This is a genomic window from Actinomadura vinacea (assembly GCF_039532545.1).
Lineage (GTDB): Bacteria > Actinomycetota > Actinomycetes > Streptosporangiales > Streptosporangiaceae > Spirillospora > Spirillospora vinacea.
Genome location: NZ_BAAARW010000005.1, coordinates 26,612 through 48,052, shown reverse-complemented (window position 1 = coordinate 48,052; position 21,441 = coordinate 26,612). Strand labels below are relative to the sequence as shown.

Genomic DNA, 21,441 nt, shown 5'->3' with positions numbered 1-21,441 from the left:
GATAGACCCGTCAGGAAAGGGCTGACTTAGAGACGAGCCCGGTACTCTCCAACAGCGACATGTGCGTATTGACGTACTTCATCGCACGCTCGGCGAAAGCGCGGATCTCGCTGTTCTCGGTCTTGGCCCGTACCGTCGCGATGACACTGAAGACCGCACCGTGCGCGGCGCGCAGCCGCAGCACGAAGGTGTCGTCGAACGAGTTGCCGTACCGGTCGGTCATCTCGGCCAGCCACCCCTTCTGCTGCTGGCTCGGCTCACTCGGCAGGATCACCTCCAGACGTTGCGCGACGGCGCGGGTGTCCTCGTCGAGCCGCGCGTGCTGCTCGGCGATCATCGCCGCCACCTCCTTGACCCTGGGGCTGGCGGCGCGCTGCTGGGCCTGCTGGCCCGCGGGCATCTCCCACAGACCGGCCTGCCGCACCTTGACCAGCAGTGTCCGGTCCGAGGCGCTGAGACGACCCCAGCGGGTGTCCTCCGTGCCGCCGGCGAGCATGCCCCCGCGGGACATGTCGCCATCGGCCGGTGCCCCGACCCCGGACCCCGGCGGCCGCATCACGACGAACAGTGCCGCCGCGACCGTCAGCGCGGCCGCGACCACCAGCAGCAGCCGGCCGCGCCGCATGCGCCGCAGCAGCCTTGCCTCGCCGATGCCGTACGACTTCCGCACCGGTTTCCTCCTTTCGCCGCATCCTTGAACTCCACCCCGGCAGGCGTCTTCAGGAAATACGCGCCGGTCCCGCCCCGGGTTCACCGGGTAACATTATTTTCTGGCTTTTACTCTTGCTCTGGCCGAGCCCTTGGAGAAGACCGGGCGAAACGCCAAGACAATGGCCGGGCCGTGCAATTCACAGCCCGTTGCCGGAATGCCCGGCCCGGTTTCGGCCGGGCATTCCGGGACCGTTCCCGATCAGGAACGGCGGGTGGAGCCGCTCTTGGGCACTCCCGTGGTCACGCGCAACGCCAGCGCGGGGCACATCGCCACCGCCCGCTGCACGTCGCGTTCCATCCAGGCCGGGATGTCGGTGCCCAGCACCACCGGGAAGCCGTACCGGTCGAGCTGGATCAGCTCGGGCACCAGGTAGGCGCACAGGCCGTGCCCGTCGCACCGGCTCCAGTCGATCGCGACCCGTCCCTCGCTCCCGGTCGGGACGGGCAGCGGCAGCACGCCGAACACCGGCTGCCCGCAGGTGCCGCCGTACCGGTGGATCTCGATGTCCTCGGCGAAGGCGTCCATCGCCGACAGCACGAACTTCGCCGTGCCGTCCGGGTGCGTGCAGGCGCCCCGGCCGCGGCCGATCCCCGCGGCGCGGCGCACGTCGTCGACGCTGCCCGACCCGTCGTTGAGCGTGTTCATGGCCCGGACCACGTCCGGGAGCCCCAGCCGGCACGGCCCGCACTGCCCGGCGGACTGCGCGGCCAGGTACGAGGCGATCCGGGTGGCCTCGCCGAGCGGGCAGGTGCCCTGCGTGAGCGGCAGGATGATGCCCGCGCCGACCGTGCCGCCCACCGCCTTCATGCCCTTGCGCGACAGCAGGGCGCGCGACACGCCCCGCGCGTCCAGCCACATGCCGTGGTAGCCGCCGACCAGCACGGCCTGCGACGGCGGGACCTCGCAGTGCTCGAGGACGGCCTGCAGCGGGGTGCCCAGCGGCGCCTCGACGACCCGGGTCCCGCCGATGGTGAGCAGGGTGGTGCCCGGCTCGTCCTCGGTGCCGACGGAGGCGTACAGGTCCGGGCCGAGCGAGGTGAGCACCGCCAGCTGGGCGAACGTCTCGGTGTTGGACAGCAGCGTCGGGCAGCCGTCCACGCCCGACTCGGCGGCCCGCACCTTGCGGCCCGGCGGGATCGGGATCTCCCCGTTGATCGCCCGGACCACCGCGCCGGCCTGGCCGGAGATGAACCGTTCGGTGAGCCGTACGACGCGGGCCGGCATGCGGCGCTCGACGATGGCGGCGCGCACCGAGCGGGCGGCCTCGTCGTCCTCGACCGCCACCACGATCCGCTGGGTGCCCAGCGCGGTGGCGGCGATCGCGGCGCCGTCCAGGACCAGGTGCGGCGCCCGGTTGAGCAGCACCTTGTCCTTGGAGCTGCCCGGCTCGCCCTCGGCGCCGTTCACCACCACGACCGCGTCCTGGGCGGGCCGGCGCCGGTCGCGGCTCTCGCCGGGCAGCATGTTCATCTGGTCGGCGGAGGGATGGGTGACCTGTGCGGCCACGGCCATCAGCTTGCGCGCGAACGGGAAGCCGGCCCCGCCGCGGCCGCGCATGTCGACCTGCTCGGCCATCTTGACCAGGTCTTCCATGACCGGGGTGCTGAGCCTGCCGTGCACCGCCTTGTGGCGTTCCAGGTCCAGCCGGTCGAAGCGGTCGAACCCGAGCGTGAGGCGGGACCCGCCGATGTTGGAGACGGTTATGGCCCCGCTCATCGCATCACCTCTGTGCCTCTCGGGTCGGCCGGGCCGGTGCGCGGGTCACCGGGGTCCAGCTCGCCGTTGCGGGGGTCGGCGAAGCGCGGGTCGTTCGTCGGGCCGCGGGTCGCGCCGCGGACCACGTCGCGCCGCCCGCCGCCGGTGCGGCCGCCGCGCGCCTCGGTGGCCGACGGCGCCGTGGCGGTGTCGCCGGCGCGCCGCACCTCCCGCGGCCGGAAGACCACGAACACCCGGGTGAACACGGCGAGCGCGACCATCGCGACGCACAGCACGTAGCTGAGCGTCACCCACGGCGCCGCCGCGCGTCCCGCGGTCAGGCCGTGCGCGATCGACATCGGCCAGGAGACGTAGGCCAGCGCGTGGACGGACCGCCACACCCACGGCCGGGTGCCGCGCGCGAACCGGGCCCGCAGCAGCCCGCTGGCCGCGATCACCAGCATCAGGTCGAAGGCCAGCGCGCCGTACCCGATCGGGCCCACGCTCGGCACGATCACCTGCTGCGGCACCGCCAGCCCGCCGAGGATCTTCACCGTGAAGTGCGCGAGCACGAACGTCACCGCGAGCAGGGACGCCGCCCGGTGGACGGCCTGGGCCAGCACCCGGTGCCGGATCGCCAGGATCAGCCGCTCGGTGGCCAGCAGCCCGGTGACCACCGCGGTCGTCATCGAGAGCAGGCCGAACACGCCCGCGTAGAAGGAGAGGAAGCGCTGCACGTCGCCGGCGATCGCGGCCCCCTGCGGGGTCGCGGCGCCGATCAGCACCAGGACGGCGCCGATCAGGACGGCGCGCAGCGCCCAACTCGGTATGAGGGGATCGTCGCTAGTTCGCGTCTGCACTGTTCGAACTCCGTTTCTGGGTTGCGGAAGGCGCGGGGCCTCGCCCGGCACCGTCGGCGTCGTCGCCGCCCGGCAGGCCGGGGAGGGAGGGGACGGCCGACGGTGCTTCCGCCGGGACCGCCCCGAGGTTGGCCAGCAGCCCGCCGGGCAGGACCTGCATCACGCCGCGCTCGGCGAAGCCGAGCAGCGGGCGGGCCCGTTCCCGGAAGGTCCAGCCGCCGAGCCGGGCCCCTTCGAGCGGGACCTCCTCGGCTCCGCGGCGGAGGGAGAACTGGACGAGCGAACGAGGGGCGGCCGCGCCGCCGCAGGCACGGTCGGTGCCGATCCGGCCGAGCGTGTCGCCGCGCTTGACCGGGGTGCCGCCGCGCACGGTGGTGACCTGGCGCATGCGGTAGTAGGTGCTGGCGACGCCGCTGGGGTGCACCACCATGACCAGCCCGCTGCCGGCGGTGCCGCCGCAGAACCGGTAGACGCGGCCGTCGCCGGCGGCCTGCACCAGGCCGTCGCCGCCCCAGAAGGCGAGCGCGCCCAGCGGGCGGGACGAGGCGTTCCCGTCGGCGCTGCCGATCGTCCAGGTGCCGCCGACGCGCCAGGGCAGCATCAGGCCGTCGCCGCCCCGGGTGCCGTTGGTCGCCGCGACCGCCTGCTCGGAGGTCACCGAGTTGTAGCGGCGCAGCAGCCCGACCTCGGGCGCGGGCATCACCGCCGCCGGCATCCGCGCGATCAGCGCGGCGAACGAGCTGGTCCCCGACAGCCCGACCTGCCACTGGCCCTGCGCCCAGCGGCCGATGAACAGCGCGCCCTGCGGAGTGGCCGGGCTGGAGGCCGGGACGGGGACGGCCGTGGTGCCGAACACCCACTGGCGGTCGGCGCTGACCCGGTCGACGTCGATGATCGGGGCCCCGGCGGGGGCGGCCCCGTAGGCCTGCCGGGCGGTCGAGCCGTGCTGGTCGAGGGTGAGCCTGCGGACCCTTTCGGTGAGGGTGCGGGTGTCGGGCGCCGCGTTGCCCGGCTGGGGCGCGGCCGAGGGCCGGGTCGGGGCCGGTCCGCGGGAGGGGGACTTGGCCTGGGAACCCGGCGATTGCAGCACGAGGTCGGAGCCCGCGGGGCCGGGGGTGCCGAAGGTGCTGCCCTCGAGCAGGCTGCTCTCCACGACCGCCAGCAGCGACAGGCCGACGACGATGGAGAAGACCAGCGCGCCGGTGCTCAGCCGGTCGGCGGGGCCGCGCGCGCCGCGGACCCGCTGCCGCGGCATGCCGCTCTGCTTGGGCATCGCGTGCGGGCCGCGGCCGCGCCGGGCCGACCCGGGCCGCTGGGGACGGCGCCGCTTCCGGCCCGTCCGGCCGTCCTCGCCGTGCAGCCGTTCGATCCGTGGCGGGTCCGGGTCCGGAAGGAGCTCCGGCGGAAGGATCGGCTCGGGCAAGGGCGGCCGCCGGGTACGGGTCGGCCGTGCCGGAGGCGCCGTTGGGAGGGCCGACTCCGTGCGGGTCCGGATGGGACGGCGCGGGTCCGGGCGCGCCGATTCCGGGCGTGCCGGTTCCACGCGCGGCGGCTCCGCCCATACGTGGGCGGGCACGCCGGCGTTGCGCGGGCCGAGATCCCGCGTCCCTGGCCGCGCCGGCTCGTTCCGGACCGGGGTCCGGACGTCACGGGGGTCCGTGACCGATGGCGTCCGGGACGGCTGAGACCGCCTCGGCTGCGCCTGCTGCCGCGGCTGGGACCGCTGCTTCGGCCGAGAGCGCCTGCCCGCCGGGTTCGCCCAGAAGGCGTCATACGAGCTCTCGGACGCATGCCTGCTGTCGCGTCGCGCCATGCCCTCTCCTGTGGAGGAAGGCGGAGGCTCGCGAACGCGACCTTGGTTCCGTCTCGCTCCGGGCCCGCGAGGGTCCGGAACGCGTTCCTGATTGAGTTGAGTCACGGGCGAGGCGTTGGAACCCGCTCCGCTCCAACCACGCCCAAAGACGGCTCGAACATCGAGTCCGTCCCGACTCCCCCGGAGCATACGCCCCAAGGGCCACTCTGTCGGGGGTTGGCGACAAAAATCCTCCGGAAGAAGTGTCCGAAAGTGGATCTTGCCCCTTCCGGCACGGTCCTCCGGGGGAAGCTCGCGCGCCCCGTACTCCAGTACGGGCGAACGCGGCCGGATGTTCACAGGGCCGCGCCGCGGATTCCGCCTCCGCACTCCCCCTTCGCACGCACCTGCGGGCCCCGCCGCGCAGGTCACGGGACCGTTCCGCCGGCCCCGGCTTAGCCGCGGCTCAGCCTTCCCTTAAGCCAGACATAACGCCCGTGACATGGGCGAAAGCGCGGCCTAGCTTCAGTGGTGTCACTGGTCGCCGGTACGAGAGGAGGTACCCCGTTGAACGACCTCCGCGGGGTGGCCCACCCCTCCTCGAACGGACCCGCGATCCAGTGCCGGGGTCGCGCCCGGCACTCCCGTCCACGCCTCGACGATCCGCGCACCGGCCGTCCCGCACGACGCGCCCGCCTCCAGGTTCTCCCCCCGAATGGGCGCCGGGCCGGGGCACCGCGGATCGCAAGCCCTCCTCGACAGGGGCCGCGTGGAACTGGTCTCCGGGAGTGCCCGGCGCGATCCCATCCCCCACCGGACCTTCCCTGAATCACAGGCGGCCCGGGGACGGGCGGCCCGCCCGCATGGCGCGGGGGCGGGCCGCCCGTCCCCGGCTCGGGTCGGTGAAGCGGCCCCGGCGAGCCCGGGCCGGAAGATTCAGCCGGTCCAGGGCAGGCGCAGCGCCTCCAGCTCCGGATCCGCCAGGATCGACTCGATCAGCGAGGTCGGGCCCACCACCTTGGTGCCCCACAGATCCCAGTCGCAGTAGACGATCCAGGAGCGGTCCTCCGCCCACAGGTTGGACGGGCAGCTCGACATCGCCGGATGCTCGTACAGCCCGGCGGCGTCGCCCAGCCGCCCGGCCAGCACCGTCTCCCGGTCCCAGTCGCCGGTGACGAACGAGCAGTAGTAGGCCAGGCAGCGCCGGCCGTCGCCGTCGATGTCGTGCCGGGCCAGCAGCGCCATCAGCCGGGACCAGCCCTCCCGGTCGAGGCAGCCCTCCGCAGGCGGCTCGATGGCCGCCGACCAGCTCCCGGTCGGATGCGCCTGCCGCAGGCAGCGGTGGCCCGGCAGCACCCCCTCGGGCACCGCCGGCTCCCCGAACCCGCGGGCCAGCTCGGCCCAGCGCAGCCGCCGCCATCCCTCGCCCGGATGGCCGCCGCGGCCCAGCCGGGTACCGGTGACGACGGCGCCCTCCACAAGGTCGCGGTCGATCTCCCCCGCCGGCTCCGGCTCGGCCAGCCCGGACGCCCGTGCCGACTGGTAGACGTCGTCGTGGGTCGTGGTGACCAGGCCGCCGTTCCACACGTACATGGAATGCAGGATCCACACCGCGTCGGGACGGCGCGGCGGGTGGTAACCCGTGGGCCCTTGCTCGGGATCGAGCTTCTTCAACCAGTCGGTGGCCTCCCCGGAAACCGGCTCCCACGTGTCTTCGACGTCCGCCATGACCCGCATCCTGCCACTGTTCGAAGCGGGTTCCGGACACTCCATGACACCCGCATGGTGATCCTCGTCGCGAACCGCCGGTTCCGGCCGATCCGGACGGCGGTCAGCCCTGGAGAAGGGCGTCGAGACGGGACGACTGAAGCTCCCAGCGCCACTCCTGCTCGACCCAGGAACGGCCCTGCCGTCCCATCTTCCGAGCCCGCTCAGGGTCGCCGAGCAAGTCGCTCAGCGCGCGCGCGACGGCGGCCACGGAACGACCCTCGACCACGATGCCGGTCTCCCCGTCCACGACCGCGTCAGGCGCGCCCCCGGAATCGCCTGCCACGACGGGCAGCCCTGTGGCCGACGCCTCCAGATAGACGATGCCGAGCCCTTCGACGTCGAGGCCGCGATGGCGCGTCCTGCACGGCATCGCGAACACATCGCCCGCGTCGAAGTGGGCCGGCAGTTCCTCCCAGGGCACGCTTCCCGTGAACACCACAGAGCCGTCCACCCCTAGGGAGACGGCCAGCTTCTCCAGGTCGGCCCGGTACGATCCGTCCCCCACAAGCAGCAGGGCCGCATCGGGGACGGCCTTCAGCACCCGCGGCCACGCATGGATCAGAGCGTCCTGCCCCTTGCGGCGCACGAGCCGCGACACGCAGACGGCGACAGGACGATCGCTGAGGCCGTACCGCGCCCGGACTTCCCCGCCGCCCGCGCCCGCGTAGAAGACCTGCTCGTCGACGCCGGGGGCCAGCCAGGCCATCCGGGACGCCGCCGAGGGCGAAAGGGCCTTCGCCATACGGCTTCGGGTGTACTCCCCCAGGTAGGTCAGGGCGTCGACGCCGTCACCGATCCGGCGCAGCAGCCCGCGCGCCCCCGGCAGCGCCGCCCATCCGGCCTCATGCCCGTGGGTGAGGCCCACCAGCCGCTCCGCCCCGCGCCGCCGCAGCGCCGGCGCCAGCAGCCCCAGCGGTGCGGCCGCCCCGAAGATCACCGAGTCGCAGCCCTCCGACCGCAGGATCTGCCCCGCCCGCCGCAGCGCCGCCGGCTCGGGCAGCAGCAGCGAGGTCGGATGCCGGACGACCGGGAACGGCTGCGCGGCGTCGAACTCCGCGGCCCCCTTCCAGGCGGGTGCGTACACCACGATCGACCCCGGCGGGCGGCGCACCGCCAGGTTGTGCACGAACGCCTGGATCCCGCCCGGGCGGGGCGGGAAGTCGTTGGTGACGACAAGGGTCTTGGTCATCTCTCCCCAGACTACGCACGAGCGGAGGCCCGCCACCGGCACTCCGGTGGCGGGCCTCCGCCATGCCCTCGTGGAACGGGCGGCTCAGCGGCTGAGCTCCTCGCGCTCCGAACCGCTCTCGGTACCGCTCTGGGTACCGCTCTCGACCTCGTGCCCGCCGTGCTCCCCGTGCTCGACCTCGGCGTGCTCCTCGACCGGGATGTCGTCGAAGGTCCAGGCCCGGTTGAGCCGCGACCGCACATGCCCCAGCGGGCCCTTGGTGCTCGGCGCGGGGACCCCGTTGGCGTCCACCGCGGGCGTCTCGGGACGGGAGTTCTCCTTGCTCAGAATCACCGCCCGCTCCTCCGCGCGCGCCGGCTCGTGCCGCTCGCTGAACTTGCCGTCCGGCGCCATCAGGATGATGCCGCTCTCCACGCCGTGGCCGATCGTGTCGGCGTCCTTGCGCTGCAGTCCCAGGCACATCCGCTTGGTGACGGCGTAGGCGATGAACGGGCCGAGGATGACCGCGAACCGGAAGAACCAGGTCGTGGCGAACAGCGACACGTGGAACCGCTCGGCGATCACGTCGTTCGCGCCGGCCAGCCACAGCAGCCCGTAGAAGGCGACCGCCGCCATGCCGATGCCGGTGCGGACCGGGGCGTTGCGCGGCCGCACGTTGACATGGTGCTGCCGCTTGTCGCCGGTCACCCACTGCTCGATGAACGGGAACAGCGCCGCTCCGGTGAAGATGATCCCGAGCGGGCCCAGCGCCGGTATCAGGACGTTCCAGCTGACCGTGTGGCCGAACGCGGTGGTCTCCCAGTTCGGCATGATCCGCAGCGAACCCTCGAGGATCCCCATGTAGAAGTCGGGTTGGGAGCCCGAAGAGATCGCCCCGGGATCGTAGGGACCGAACAGCCAGATCGGGTTGATCTGGGCGAACGCCCCCAGCAGCGCGCACACGCCGAAGGTGAACATGAAGTAGGCGCCCGTCTTGGCCATGAAGACCGGGTAGAACGGGTAGCCGTAGACCTTGTCCTCGGTCTGCTCCTTGACCGGCATCGCGGTGTGCTTCTGATGCCACATGATCATCATGTGCGCGGTGACCAGGCCCAGGATGATGCCCGGGATCAGCAGCACGTGCAGGGTGAACAGCCGCGGAATGATGTCGCCGGTGTTGCCCTCGGGGAACTCCCCGCCGAACAGGAACATGTAGATGTAGGTGCCTACCACCGGGATCGACTCCGCCACGCCCTGGGTGATCCGCAGGCCGGTGCCGGACAGCAGGTCGTCGGGCAGCGAGTAGCCGAACAGGCCCTCGAGCATGCCCAGCGTGAACATGCCGATGCCGATCAGCCAGTTGATCTCGCGCGGCTTGCGGTACGCGCCGGTGAAGAACACCCGCAGCATGTGCGCCATGATCGACGCCATGAACAGCAGTGCCGCCCAGTGGTGGATCTGCCGCATCAGCAGCCCGCCGCGGACGTCGAAGGTGATGTGCAGCGTGGAGGCGTAGGCCTCCGACATCGGCACGCCGTTCAGCTTGGTGTACGAGCCCTCGTAGATCACCTCGGTCATGCTCGGCTTGAACCAGAGCGTCAGGAACGTCCCGGTCAGCAGCAGGATGACGAAGGAGTACAGGGCGATCTCGCCCAGCATGAACGACCAGTGGTCCGGAAAGACCTTCTTCACGTTCCGCTTGAAGAAGCCGGTGGAGCCCAGGCGGTCGTCGAGGAAGTTCAGCGTCCCGTCGACCGCCTTCGGGGCGGTTGTCTCGCTCATCCGCGCTCCCAGAAGGACGGCCCGATCGGCTCGGGGAAGTCGCCCGTGGCGATCAGGTAGCCGTTCTCCGTCGCGAGCGGAAGCTGCGGCAGCGACCGCGCCGCCGGGCCGAAGATGACCTTGGCCCCGTCGGTGGCGTCGAAGGTGGACTGGTGGCACGGGCACAGGATGTGGTGCGTGGTCTGCTCGTACAGGGCGGCCGGGCAGCCCACGTGCGTGCAGATCTTGGAGTAGGCCACGATCCCGTTGACGGTCCAGTTCTTCTCGGTACCGCCCTTGATCTGGTCCGCCGGGATGTTGACGAGGATCGTCACGGCCTTGGCGATCTGGTTCAGCGCGTGGTGCGACTCCTCGATGCCCTCCGGCAGCACCGTGATCATGCTGCCCGGGGAGGCAAAGTCGCTGGCCTTAAGGGGCTTGTTGGTGCCGTCCACCACCAGGCGGACGCCCTTCTTGCCCTCTGCCTGGGCCTTCTTCACCGCCTCGCCCCAGTAGGTGTGGCGCAGCCGCTTCTCCGGCAGCGGGCCGAGGTCGCGCAGCAGCACCAGCGGGGCCAGGCCCAGCGGCGCGGCGGCCAGCAGCAGGGTGCGGCGCAGCAGCGGCCGCTTGGTGATGCCGCTGTCGTGGGCGCCCTCCAGGAAATCCTGGGTGAACTCCCGCCGCGTCTGCGCGTCGGCCTGCAGCTCGTGCCGCTCCTGGACGATCGGCTTGGCCGTCATGAGCCGGCGCACCCAGATGGTGACGCCGATGGCCAGTGCCAGGAACGACAGCGCCATCATGCCGCCGAGCCAGTAGTTCGACTCGCGGGCCCGGTCGATGCCGTGCATGCCGCCGTCGCGGCCGCTCCACCCGATGTAGTAGGCGATGAACGCCACGCTGCCGGCGAACGCGGCCAGGAAGAACAGGGCCACGACGCGCTCGGCGCGCTTGGCGGCCTTCTCGTCCAGTTCCTCGCCCGCGCCGGCGGGCGCGGAGATGTCCTCGCTGACCAGCAGCTGCTTCTCGGCCGCGGGCGAGGGCGTGCCGACCACCCGGCCCGGCGCCGCCCCGCCCTCGGCCGGCTCCCGTCCGGAGCCGGCGGTGTCGTTGTTGTCGGTCATGACTTCTTCAGCTTCTTCGGCTTCTTGGCGGTGATCCACATGGCCGCCAGGACCAGCAGCCCGATCCCGATCAGCCAGCCGGCCAGGCCCTCGGAGACCGGGCCGATGCGGCCGAGCCCGTTACCGCCCGGGTTGGGCTCCTGGCGGGTCTGGACCAGGTAGGCGATGACGGCCCGCTTGTCCTCTTCGGTGAGCGTGGTGTCGTTGAACACCGGCATGGCCTGCGGCCCGGTCAGCATCGCCTCGTAGATCTGCGTGGGCGTGACGTCGCTCTTGTCCAGCGGCGGAGCGTACTTGCCGCCGGTCAGCGCGCCGCCCGCGCCCACGAAGTTGTGGCACTGGGCGCAGTTGGTACGGAACAGCTTGCCGCCGAGGGCGACATCGCCCTTCTTCGGGTCGACCATCTCCGCGCTGGGCACCGCGGGACCGCCGCCGAGCGAGTTGATGTAGGCGCGCAGGTCGGCCAGGTTCTTCTCCGCCTGGGCCTTCTGCTTCTCGGCCCGCGCCCGCTGCTCGGGGTCCTCGTAGTCGGTGTTGATCCCGGTGTCGAACTCGGGGATCGGCTTCTTGCGGGGCATCTGCGCGCCCGGGTTCATCGCGGGCATCCGGCCCGTGCTGACCTGGAAGTCGACGGACGCCGCGCCCACCCCGATCAGGCTCGGCGCCAGCGGCTTGCCCTTGGCGTCCTTGGAGCCCTCGGCGTTCAGGCCGTGACAGCTGGCGCAGTTCTTGTCGAACAGCTGCTTGCCGTTCTTCAGATCATCTGCGGCCTGCGCCGTGTTCGCCGCCTCTGCGCGCTCAGGCTGCGGCTGGAAACCGGCGTAGATGACGCCGATCGCCGCCAGGGCCGCCAGCACGACGGCGTAGCCCGCCCACGGGCGCCGTCGCCATGCGGTGAACCTTTTCACGGAAATCCCCGTTCGGGTCTTGTCGTCGGTGGTCACGCGGGTCACAGGTCCAGCAGGTAGATCGTCGCGAACAGGCCGATCCAGACCACGTCCACGAAGTGCCAGTAGTAGGACACGACGATCGCGCTGGTCGCCTGCTCGTGGGTCCAGCGCTTGGCGGCGTAGGTCCGCCCGAGGACGAACAGGAACGCGACCAGGCCGCCGGTGACGTGCAGGCCGTGGAACCCGGTGGTCAGGTAGAAGACCGAGCCGTACGCCGAGGACGACAGCGTCAGGCCGTCATGGGTGACCAGGTTGTAGTACTCGTAGGCCTGCCCGGCCACGAAGTAGGCGCCCATCAGGAAGGACAGCACGTACCACTCGCGCAGCCCCCAGCGCCGGAAGTTCAGCAGGCCGCCGTCGCGTCCGACCTTGCCGGCCTCGGCCTTGAACACGCCCATCTGGCAGGTCACCGAGGACAGCACCAGGATCGTGGTGTTGACCGCGGAAAGCGGAAGGTCCAGCTCGGCGCCCGGCCACGCGTGCTCTCCCTGCTGGCCGATCGTCACGGAGCGGATCGTGAAGAACATCGCGAACAGAGCCGCGAAGAACATCAGCTCGGACGACAGCCAAACGATCGTCCCCACGCTGACCAGGTTGGGACGATTCGCCCGAGCGTGAGGGGTTGTCTCTATCGCGGATGCTGTTGCCACGGGCGCCATTATTACGTCACCCACCCGGTGATCGACGCATGACCCCCCTTCAGCGCCCCCCGAGCGTGTCCGACCTGCGCTTTCCCGGGCGCCCCCGGGCACCGCCCGCGGCCGTCCCACCGGCCCTGACCCGCGCACCGTATGCGCACGGCCACGTTTCGGACACGGTACGGCCACAGAAATCCCCGCCGCAGGTCCGGTACCCTCTTCAGCCATGAGCACCACCCCGGACAGCGCCGCCGAGACCCCGATGAAGGTCCTCGTCTACAGCGACGACGCCGACACCCGCGCCCAGATCCGGCTCGCCATCGGGCGCCGGCCCGCCGCCGACCTCCCCCGGGTGGAGTTCGTCGAGCGCGCCACCCAGCCCGCGGTGGTGGAGCGGCTGGACGAGGGCGGCATCGACGTCGTCGTGGTCGACGGCGAGGCGCAGCCCGCGGGCGGTCTGGGCGTGTGCCGCCAGGCCAAGGACGAGGTGTACGACTGCCCGCCGGTGCTGGCGATCATCGCGCGGCGCGACGACGGCTGGCTGGCGACCTGGTCGCGCGCCGACAAGGTGGTCGGCCTGCCGCTGGACCCGATGGCGCTGGCCGGCGCCGTGGCCGACCTCATGCGCCGCCGCGCGGAGAACCGCCTCCCGGCTCTGTAGACCTGCTCGCCCGGGAGGCGGGGCGAGCCCCCCGGGCCCTCGGACCCACCTGGGGAGACCATGAACGCGCGTACCACCTGGCCGGCGCTGCTGGACGCCTTGATCGGCGGCGAGTCGCTGTCGAGCGAGGAGGCCGCCTGGGCGATGAACCAGATCATGGCCGGGGAGGCCACCGACGCCCAGATCGCGGGCTTCGCCGTCGCGTTGCGGGCCAAGGGCGAGACGGTCGCCGAGGTCACCGGGCTGGCCGAGGGCATGATGGCCAACGCCACCCCGATCGACGTCCCCGGCCGGATCGGCGACCTGGTCGGCACCGGCGGCGACCGGGCGCACACGGTCAACATCTCCACCATGGCCGCGGTGGTCGCCGCCGCCGCGGGCGTCAAGGTCGTCAAGCACGGCAACCGGGCCGCCTCGTCCTCCTGCGGCGCCGCCGACCTGCTCGAAGAGCTCGGCGTCGCGATCGACCTGCCCCCGCGGCGGGCCGCCGAGATCGCCGAAGAGGTCGGCATCACCTTCTGCTTCGCGCCCCTCTACCACCCGGCGCTGAAGCACACGTCCAAGACCCGCCGCGAGCTGGGCACCCCCACGGTCTTCAACTTCCTGGGCCCGCTGACCAACCCGGCCCGCACCACCACCCAGGCCGTGGGCGTGTTCCACCCCCGCATGGCCGGGATCATCGCCGGCGTGTTCGCCCAGCGCGGCTGCTCGTCCCTGGTCTTCCGCGGTGACGACGGCCTGGACGAGCTCACCACCACCGGCACCTCCACCGTGTGGGTCGTCCGCGGCGGCACCGCCACCGAGACCGTCTTCGACCCCGCCGACCTGGGCATCCCACCCGCCGGCCCGGACGACCTGCGCGGCGCCGACGCCCCGTACAACGCCCAGGTCGCACGCGCCGTCTTCGCCGGCGAACCCGGCCCCGTCCGCGACATGGTCCTGCTCAACGCGGCCGCCCTACTGGTCGCCTACAACGGCACCCCGCCGGCGAGCGAACTGACCGAGTCCCTCCGCACCGCCTACACCCAGGCCGCCGAAGCCGTGGACGAGGGCCAGGCCGCCGCCAAGCTGGCCCAATGGATCAAGCGCAGCAACCTCTAGGCTGTGTTTCAGAGTCCCGGCCTACGGGCTCGCCTGGCGGCTGTGTTCTCGCAGACTAGTCCGCGTCGGGGAGGCCCAGGGCGAACGCTGCTTCCAGGTCGTGCTGGGAGTAGGTGCGGAAGGCTATGTGGGTCTCGGTGTCGCGGATGCCGGGGACCTTGTTGAGGCGGCCGGGGATGATGTCGTTGAGTTCCTCGTGGCGGTGGACGCGGACCATCGCGATGAGGTCGTATTCGCCGGTCATGGAGTAGACCTCGCTGACTCCGTCCAGGGCGGCGACGCTCTCGGCGACCTCATGGATCTGCGCGACGTCCGCCTTGATGAGCACGATCGCGGTGACCACGGCATCCTCCCCCGTTCGGCAACGCTGAGCGGGTCGACTCTACCCGCGGCTCAGGGCGACGGGGCGGCGGGACGGGCCGGCGTGGCGGGCCAGGGCGGCGAAGCCCACTCCGGCGATGAAGCCCGCGATGTGGGCGACGTAGGCGACGTTGCTCTCCTTGTCGCCCAGGGAGAGCCACTGGAGGACGAACCAGTAGCCGAGGACGACCCAGACGGGGAGCCGGATCACGATGACGGGCGGGACGAGGCTGACGATGCGTCCGCGCGGGTTGAGGATCAGGTAGGTGCCGAGGACGCCCGCGATGGCGCCGGAGGCTCCGATCAGGGGTGTGGTGGAGTCGGGCGACATGTAGGCGAAGCCGTAGACGGCCGCCAGGCCGAAGAACAGGTAGGCGAGCAGATATCGGAGGCGTCCGAGCCGGTCTTCGACGCCCATGCCCACGACGAACAGCACCACCAGGTTGCCCAGCAGGTGGAGGGCGCCGGAGTGCAGGAACATCGAGGTGAAGGCGGAGAACCACGGGGTCTTGTCGTAGGTGGCGTTGCCGCACTGGCGGACGATCTCGTTGGGCAGCGGCTGCTGTTCCCCGGTGGTCAGTTCCTTGGGGACGGCTCCGTGTTCGAAGGAGAAGCGGGCCGCGTTGCATTCGCGGGTCTTGCCGTCGCCGTACCAGGTGGAGAAGCTGGCCATGGGGGTGATCAGGAAGACCAGGACGTTGGCGGCCACCAGGAGGTAGGTCACCCAGGGGACCCGCCGGGCGGGCTGGCTGTCGTAGAGCGGCAGGGCCATCGGGTGTCCTCGTGCGTGTCCTGGAAGGGTTTGCCGGGGTTTCTCCCGTCACTTTAGTGGTCGGCCGGACCGCGACTCGCCCAGGCCGCGGGTGGCGTAGGCGTTGTCGATCCATTCGCGGAGGCGTTCGGCGCCGTGGACCGGGCTGGTCCAGCTGCCCTCGACCTCGACGGGGCGGACGCCGGGGGCGTCCATCCAGCGCAGGATGCATTCCATCTCTTCGGCCGCGGCGGCGCCGCCGGGGGCGCCGGTGGTGACCGACCAGGGGAAGACGGTCTCGGCGGTGGCGATGAGGGCGTCGACGTAGGGGCGGGGGTGGGCGCGGGGCGGGATCATGCCGGCGGCGGCGAGCCGGCCGTGCCGGACGACGGCCAGTTCCCAGCCGCCGTCGAAGGCGGGGCGGGCGGCGACGACCTGGCGGCAGCCGGCCAGGGCGCCCAGCCGCTGGCCGCGGGCGGCGGCGCGGACGAACGCGGCGAGGCGGTCGCGCTGCAGGCCGGCCTCCTCGTAGCGCCGCCCGGCGGCGAGCCGGTCGATCCGGGCGCGGGCGGCGGCGACCACGGGGCGCACGTCGCCGGCGATGACGGCCCGGGCGGAGCCGCTGTGCGCCTCGTAGGCGGCGGCGGACTCGCGGCCCTCGCAGGGGGCGCCGCAGCGGCCCATCTCGCCGAGGGCGCAGGTGCGGGCGCGGCCGCGTTCGATGAGGCGGGGGGTGAGCCGCTGGGTGCACTGCCGCAGCGGGAGGGCCTCGTGCATCGCGGCGCGGGCCTCCTCGGCCTGCCGCCGGGAGGACATGGGACCGAGGTAGGCGGCGCCGTCGTCGCGGCATTCGCGGACGATCGACAGCCGGGGGAACGGTTCGACGGTGAGCTTGAGCCACAGCACCCGTTCGGGGAACTTGGAGCGCCGGTTGTAGCGGGGCTTGTGCTCGGCGATGAGCCGCAGCTCCCGGATCTCGGCCTCCAGGCCGGTGGCGCAGACGATCGTGCGGACCCGTTCGGCGAGGCCGACCATCTCGCGGACGCGGTGCCGGGTCTCCGAGCCGGTGAAGTAGCTGCGCACGCGGCTGCGCAGGTCGCCGCTCTTGCCGATGTAGAGGGCCTCGCCGCGGGTGTCCTCGAAGACGTACACGCCGGGGGCGCTGGGGACGGTGTCGGCGAGGTGGCGTTTGCTCCGCTGCTCGGGGGTGGGGGCCTTGGCGAAGCCGCGCAGCTCCTCCAGGGAGGTGACGCCGAAGGAGCCGAGCCGTTCGATGAGGCCGTGCAGGACGTCGACGGTGGCGCGGGCGTCGGCGAGGGCGCGATGGCAGGGCCGGGTGGCGGTGCGGAAGAACCGGGCCAGGGTCTCCAGTTTGCAGTTGGGCACCTCGTCGCGGGTGAGCACGCGGCGGGCCAGGTCGACGGTGTCGATGACGGGGAAGGCGGGCCAGGCGTAGCCGTGCGCGGCGCAGGCGGCCTTGAGGAATCCGGTGTCGAAGGGGGCGTTGTGGGCGACCAGCACGCAGCCGCGGGCGAACTCCAGGAAGGCCGGGAGCACCGAGTCGATGCGGGGCGCGGCGGTGACCATGGCCTGGGTGATGCCGGTGAGCGCGGTGATGAACGGGGGGATCTCGCCGCCGGGGTCGACGAGGGTGCCGAACTGGCCGAGGTCGGCGCCGCCGCGCACCTTGACCGCGCCGATCTCGGTGATGGCCGATTCGGCCGGGGAGCCCCCGGTGGTCTCCAGGTCGACCACCACGAAGGTGACTTCCGCGAGCGGGGTGCCGAGGTCGTCGAGGGTGCCCTGGACGCCCTGCGCCGTGGTGGAGTGCGAACGCGCAGCCGTCATGGCCGTGACCGTAGAGGACGCCACTGACAGAGCGCGGGCCGCTAGGGTGGAGGACACGCCGGGGAACGCCGTGGGCGGGAGGCGCCGGGGGCGGCCCGCGAGGCCCCGGCCGGCACCGGCTGATCAGGCGTTCGCGCTGGTTAAGGTGCGCGGCACCCGGGAAACACTTGAGCGCACCGGCGGTACGGGCCTGGGAGGAGCGGGATCATCGACAGCGGCGCGGACGCGGAGGAGCGCCTGCCTCGTCCCCTCCCCGAGGCGGTTCGGGTGGGCGTGGTGGAGACCGCCGCCGAGCTGATCGGGGCGCTGCCCGCCGAGGAGGTCCCGCTTCCGCTGCGCCGGTTCGCCCGCTTCGAGCGGCGCAAGCGGGCCAAGTTGGCCGGGCAGCACATCGCCGCGCAGTTGGAGAAGGACGCCGATTTCCGGCGGCGGGTGGCGGTGCCGCTGCGCGAGGCGCAGCCCGATCTGGTCGAGGCGGTGGAGCAGGGCCCGGTGCCGCCGGCCGCGGACCCGGTGAAGGTCGCGGTGATCGCCTACCTGCTGCGTCCCGAGGGCTGGACGCGGCTGGTGGAGGCGGCCCGGGCCGAGCTGGAACGATCCGCGAGCGTTTCGGAGGGCGCGGCGGCCGAGCGGCGGATCGCCGAGTTGCGCGCCGAGCTGGCGGCGGCGCGCACCGCCCGTTCCGCCGAGGTGGAGCGGCTGCGCGCGGAGCTGCGCGACAGCAAGGCCGAGGTGGCGGAGCTGCGCCGGAAGCTGCACGAGGCGCGGACCAGGGCGAAGGCGGCGCAGGAGCGCGCCGAGGCGCTGGCCGCCGAGACCGAGCGCGAGCTGGCCGCGGCCCGGGACGGCACCGCGGCGGCCGACAAGGAGATGCGGCGGCTGCGCGGCAGGGTGGCGCGGGCGGAGACCGATGCCGAGGCGGCGCGGCGCGCTTCGCGGGAGGGCCGCAACGTCGACGACGTGCGGCTGCGGATGCTGCTGGACACGCTGGTGGACGCGGCGCAGGGGGTGCGCCGGGAGCTGGCGCTGCCCTCGACGATCGAGCGTCCGGCGGACGCGGTGGCCGGGGTGGAGCCGGACCGGCTGGCGCATCGGGCGCTGCCCGGGCGGGCGCTGTCGGATCAGGACCCGCAGCTGCTGGAGCGGCTGCTGACCCTGCCGCAGGTGCATCTGGTGGTGGACGGCTACAACGTCACCAAGACCGGTTACGGCGAGCTGCCGCTGGCCGACCAGCGCAGCCGGCTGCTGTCGGGGCTGGGCGGGCTGGCCGCGCAGACGCGGGCCGAGGTGACCTGCGTCTTCGACGGGGCGGATCTGGACGCCCCGGTGGCGATCGCGGCGCCGCGCGGGGTGCGGGTGCTGTTCAGCCAGCCCGGTCAGACCGCCGACGAGCTGATCGGGGAACTGGTGCGGGCCGAGCCGTCCGGGCGCGCGGTGGTGGTGGTCTCCTCCGACCGCGAGGTGGCCGACGCGGCCCGCCGCGCCAACGCGCGGCCCGCCCCGTCCACGCTGCTGCTGCGCCGCCTCGGCCGTTCGTAGCGCCTGGTGGCGCTGCCTGCGCGCGGCGTGACATGAGACTCCTTCGCAACAGCGTTTCGTGATTCGTCTCTCACCGAGTGTGCGTAAAGCGCGAATTGCCGCGCCAAAGACCAACGAATCAGTTGTGACGGGTGTGACCCCTCGCTAGTGTCGTCCGCTGACATCGTGGACGAGAGGGGCACAACGGATCGTGGCCAGTGATCTCACCCGGGCGGGCTCCCTGAGAGAGCACGACCGCCCGAGCGGTAGCGCGGCACGCGGCACCTCCCGCAGGCTCACGGCGATCGCCGTGACGGTCTCGCTCGCGCTTCCCGTCACCGTGCTGCCCGCCACCGCCGCCAACGCCGAACCGCGGCCCAGCGCGGCAGAGGCGCGCAAGAAGCTCACCAAGCTCAACGAGCAGGTCGAGCAGATGGTGGAGAAGTACAACCAGCTCCAAGAGCAGCTCAAGGTCGCCAAGAAGAAGTGGAAGGCGACGCAGGCGGCGGGCAAGGAGGAGCTGGCGACCTTCAACCAGCTCCAGGAGAAGGTCGCGCAGATGGCGGCGACCGCCTACAAGCAGGGCAACACCGGCGACGTGGCCGGCTTCGTCGGCAACGAGAACCCGCAGGCCGTGCTCGACCAGGCCGCCGTGTTCCAGCACCTGTCCCGCAACCGCAACTCCGAGCTGGCCCAGTTCCTGGGGTCGGCGCAGCGGCTGCGGCGGGAGCAGGCCCAGGCCAAGGCCGCCTACGACGAGGCGGCCAAGAAGGCCAAGGAGGCCAAGGCCAAGAAGACCGAGGTCGAGAAGTCGATCAAGAAGCAGAAGACGCTGCTGGCCCGGCTGGGCGAGCCGTCCGGCTCCTCGGGCGGCGGCAGCACCGGCGGCTCCTACACCGGTCCGGCCAGCGGTTCGGCCCGCACGGCGCTCAACTTCGCCTACGCCCAGCTCGGCAAGCCCTACGAGTACGGCGCCACGGGCCCCGGAACCTATGACTGCTCCGGGCTCACCATGAGGGCGTGGGGGGCGGCGGGCGTCAACGTCACCCGCACGACCAACACGCAGTACGCGGCCACCAAGAGGGTCTCCAAGAGCGCGTTGCAACCCGGTGACCTGGTGTTCTTCAACAGCCTCAACCACATGGGCATGTACGTGGGCGGCGGCAAGATGATCCACGCCCCGCGCACGGGCAAGAACGTCGAGATCGTGCCCATCATGTCCGGCTACTACGCCTCGAACTACTACGGGGCCGGTCGCCCCTGAGCCGAGGATCGATGGCTGGACGAAGGCCGCCGGACCGCGTTATTCCAGGTCCGGCGGCTTTTTGTCGCCTATTTGCCATCTCGTAGACCTTTGCTATCTTGTGTCCACTCGCGGTACCCCCCAGGTGCCGCCCGGGCCCCGCGCGGCACCCGCGCACCGCGGCCCCGACGGCGCCCTCCAGGTGCCGCCTTCGATTCGGCACCTTCCAGGTGCCGCGTCCCCCTCCCAACGGCCGGCCCGGCCGCACCGTGAGCGCACCCTCGACGCGCATGGGCTCTGAGAGCGCGCCACGGCGGTCCCCCCATCGGGCCCCGGCCGCGGGCGTGCCCTGTTCCCGGGCCGCCCATCTCCAGCAGTACCCCTGACAACACATGGCCACGGCGTGGCCGCCCGTCCCCGTCTCCCTCGGGACTCCCCCACACACTGTCCCGTGGCGAGCCCGGGCGGCCACGCCCTACCCCCTCATCCGCGTACACGTGTACGCAGGGTGATCTGACCGAAATCCGAACAACGGGCGTCCGCACAGCACGGGCGCCCACCGCCGAGTCCGCGCGAGCGGAGCCGGGGACCCACGTCCCATCCGGGGTGAATCGGCCTTTGACCAGGCCGTAGGGCAGCTTCCACGCCCGAACCCGTCAGCTAACCCGGCAGGCGGCATGGAAGCTGAGGAGACCCCCACGTGCCAGGAAAGCACCGCACGCGCAACCCCTTGAACATCACTCTCCGTACTACCGGCGGCCTCGTCGCCGGGGCCACCGTGATCGGCCTGGCCGCCGCCACCACGCAGGCGTCGCTCGCCTTCGGCGACTCCCCGCGGCGCCCCGCCACCTTGGCCGCCGGGGCCGCGAACGTGACGGAGGCGAAGACCGTCCAGACCAAGCGGGGCAAGGGCCTCAAGGCCAAGCACGACAAGCGCGACAAGCGCGGCAAGCGCAAGAAGCCCACCGCCCAGGACGCCATCAAGCTCGCCCGTTCCCAGGTCGGGATCTCCGAGGACGCCGTCGGCGACACCAAGTTCCAGGACTGGTACAAGTCGACCGACCGCGCCAAGGAGACCGTGGAGCGCGACGGCGGCACCATCGGCGGCTACAGCTCCGCCGCCTGGTGCAGCATGTTCATCTCCTGGATCGGCCACCGGATCGGCGCCAGCGACCAGCTGGGCATGGACGCCTGGACGGTCGCGCACGCCCAATGGTTCGAGGACAAGGGCCGCTGGGGCGACAAGCCGCGGCCGGGCGCCATCGTCTTCTTCAACTGGGGCGGCAGCAAGAGCATCGACGACATCGAGCACGTCGGCATGGTGATCAAGGACAACGGCGACGGCACCGTGAAGACGGTGGAGGGCAACACCAGCAACGCCGTCCTGGTTCGGGAACGTTCCACAGCCTCTGTCGTCGGCTACGGCTACCCCCGGTACGCCAAGTCGAAGTGAGGCCCGGCGCGCCCGGACGGGCGCGCGCATAGGATCTCG

18 protein-coding genes and 1 riboswitch are annotated in these 21,441 nt (G+C 72.1%); of the genes, 5 read left to right on the top strand and 13 right to left on the bottom strand.

Going from position 1 to position 21,441, the window contains the following annotated elements:
• Nucleotides 1-10 precede the first annotated feature (10 nt).
• The 10 genes from ABD340_RS06765 to ctaE form a co-directional block, all read right to left on the bottom strand.
• Complete coding sequence (locus ABD340_RS06765; protein WP_344587676.1) at nucleotides 11-670, bottom strand: DUF4142 domain-containing protein; 660 nt, start codon at nucleotides 668-670, stop codon at nucleotides 11-13.
• 240 nt (nucleotides 671-910) lie between these two features.
• On the bottom strand, nucleotides 911-2,428 hold the full coding sequence (locus ABD340_RS06760) for an NADH-quinone oxidoreductase subunit NuoF family protein (protein WP_344587674.1): 1,518 nt from the start codon (nucleotides 2,426-2,428) through the stop codon (nucleotides 911-913).
• Nucleotides 2,425-3,267, bottom strand: coding sequence for a ferric reductase-like transmembrane domain-containing protein (locus tag ABD340_RS06755; protein WP_344587673.1), 843 nt, complete (start codon nucleotides 3,265-3,267; stop codon nucleotides 2,425-2,427). Before ABD340_RS06755 ends, ABD340_RS06760 begins: the two co-directional genes overlap by 4 nt.
• Nucleotides 3,251-4,690, bottom strand: coding sequence for a peptidoglycan DD-metalloendopeptidase family protein (locus tag ABD340_RS06750; protein ID WP_344587672.1), 1,440 nt, complete (start codon nucleotides 4,688-4,690; stop codon nucleotides 3,251-3,253). The genes ABD340_RS06755 and ABD340_RS06750 overlap by 17 nt, the downstream gene beginning before the upstream one ends.
• Nucleotides 4,691-5,995: 1,305 nt before the next feature.
• On the bottom strand, nucleotides 5,996-6,787 hold the full coding sequence (locus ABD340_RS06745; protein ID WP_344587671.1) for a hypothetical protein: 792 nt from the start codon (nucleotides 6,785-6,787) through the stop codon (nucleotides 5,996-5,998).
• A gap of 103 nt (nucleotides 6,788-6,890) precedes the next feature.
• Nucleotides 6,891-8,018: a glycosyltransferase family 4 protein gene (locus ABD340_RS06740; protein WP_344587670.1), complete on the bottom strand. Its 1,128-nt coding sequence runs from the start codon at nucleotides 8,016-8,018 to the stop codon at nucleotides 6,891-6,893.
• An 84-nt stretch (nucleotides 8,019-8,102) separates the two neighbouring features.
• Nucleotides 8,103-9,779, bottom strand: coding sequence for a cytochrome bc1 complex cytochrome b subunit (gene qcrB, locus ABD340_RS06735; protein WP_344587669.1), 1,677 nt, complete (start codon nucleotides 9,777-9,779; stop codon nucleotides 8,103-8,105).
• Nucleotides 9,776-10,879, bottom strand: a complete 1,104-nt coding sequence (gene qcrA / locus ABD340_RS06730) for a cytochrome bc1 complex Rieske iron-sulfur subunit (protein ID WP_344587667.1) — start codon at nucleotides 10,877-10,879, stop codon at nucleotides 9,776-9,778. The genes qcrB and qcrA overlap by 4 nt, the downstream gene beginning before the upstream one ends.
• Nucleotides 10,876-11,787: a cytochrome bc1 complex diheme cytochrome c subunit gene (gene qcrC / locus ABD340_RS06725; protein ID WP_344587666.1), complete on the bottom strand. Its 912-nt coding sequence runs from the start codon at nucleotides 11,785-11,787 to the stop codon at nucleotides 10,876-10,878. Before qcrC ends, qcrA begins: the two co-directional genes overlap by 4 nt.
• Nucleotides 11,788-11,828: 41 nt before the next feature.
• The gene (ctaE, locus tag ABD340_RS06720) at nucleotides 11,829-12,488 is read right to left on the bottom strand and encodes an aa3-type cytochrome oxidase subunit III (protein ID WP_344587665.1); all 660 of its coding nucleotides are present in this window, start codon (nucleotides 12,486-12,488) and stop codon (nucleotides 11,829-11,831) included.
• Between the two features lie 205 nt (nucleotides 12,489-12,693).
• On the opposite strand from ctaE, the gene ABD340_RS06715 reads away from it, so the two are divergent.
• Nucleotides 12,694-13,128, top strand: a complete 435-nt coding sequence (locus ABD340_RS06715) for a response regulator transcription factor (RefSeq protein ID WP_344587664.1) — start codon at nucleotides 12,694-12,696, stop codon at nucleotides 13,126-13,128.
• Between the two features lie 60 nt (nucleotides 13,129-13,188).
• The gene (trpD, locus tag ABD340_RS06710) at nucleotides 13,189-14,229 is read left to right on the top strand and encodes an anthranilate phosphoribosyltransferase (RefSeq protein ID WP_344587662.1); all 1,041 of its coding nucleotides are present in this window, start codon (nucleotides 13,189-13,191) and stop codon (nucleotides 14,227-14,229) included.
• Nucleotides 14,230-14,284: 55 nt separating this feature from the next.
• Here trpD and ABD340_RS06705 read toward each other — a convergent pair whose 3' ends face one another.
• The 3 genes from ABD340_RS06705 to ABD340_RS06695 are packed head-to-tail and all read right to left on the bottom strand — an operon-like array spanning nucleotide 14,285 to nucleotide 17,188.
• Nucleotides 14,285-14,572, bottom strand: a complete 288-nt coding sequence (locus ABD340_RS06705; protein ID WP_344587661.1) for an Lrp/AsnC family transcriptional regulator — start codon at nucleotides 14,570-14,572, stop codon at nucleotides 14,285-14,287.
• Nucleotides 14,573-14,611: 39 nt separating this feature from the next.
• Nucleotides 14,612-15,361 (bottom strand): rhomboid family intramembrane serine protease, encoded by a 750-nt coding sequence (locus tag ABD340_RS06700; RefSeq protein WP_344587660.1) that lies wholly within the window; start codon nucleotides 15,359-15,361, stop codon nucleotides 14,612-14,614.
• Nucleotides 15,362-15,409: 48 nt separating this feature from the next.
• Nucleotides 15,410-17,188 carry a DEDD exonuclease domain-containing protein gene (locus tag ABD340_RS06695; protein ID WP_344587659.1) on the bottom strand — a complete coding sequence of 593 codons (1,779 nt, stop codon included), beginning with the start codon at nucleotides 17,186-17,188 and terminating at the stop codon, nucleotides 15,410-15,412.
• 267 nt (nucleotides 17,189-17,455) lie between these two features.
• On the opposite strand from ABD340_RS06695, the gene ABD340_RS06690 reads away from it, so the two are divergent.
• The 3 genes from ABD340_RS06690 to ABD340_RS06680 all read left to right on the top strand — a co-directional run bounded on the left by ABD340_RS06690 (nucleotide 17,456) and on the right by ABD340_RS06680 (nucleotide 21,402).
• A complete protein-coding gene (locus ABD340_RS06690) occupies nucleotides 17,456-18,727 on the top strand; it encodes an NYN domain-containing protein (RefSeq protein ID WP_344587658.1) in 1,272 nt (423 codons plus the stop codon).
• A gap of 190 nt (nucleotides 18,728-18,917) precedes the next feature.
• A complete protein-coding gene (locus ABD340_RS06685; RefSeq protein WP_344587656.1) occupies nucleotides 18,918-19,970 on the top strand; it encodes a C40 family peptidase in 1,053 nt (350 codons plus the stop codon).
• Between the two features lie 529 nt (nucleotides 19,971-20,499).
• A riboswitch (cyclic di-AMP (ydaO/yuaA leader) is annotated at nucleotides 20,500-20,640 on the top strand.
• A gap of 9 nt (nucleotides 20,641-20,649) precedes the next feature.
• Nucleotides 20,650-21,402 (top strand): CHAP domain-containing protein, encoded by a 753-nt coding sequence (locus ABD340_RS06680; protein WP_344587655.1) that lies wholly within the window; start codon nucleotides 20,650-20,652, stop codon nucleotides 21,400-21,402.
• Nucleotides 21,403-21,441 lie beyond the last annotated feature (39 nt).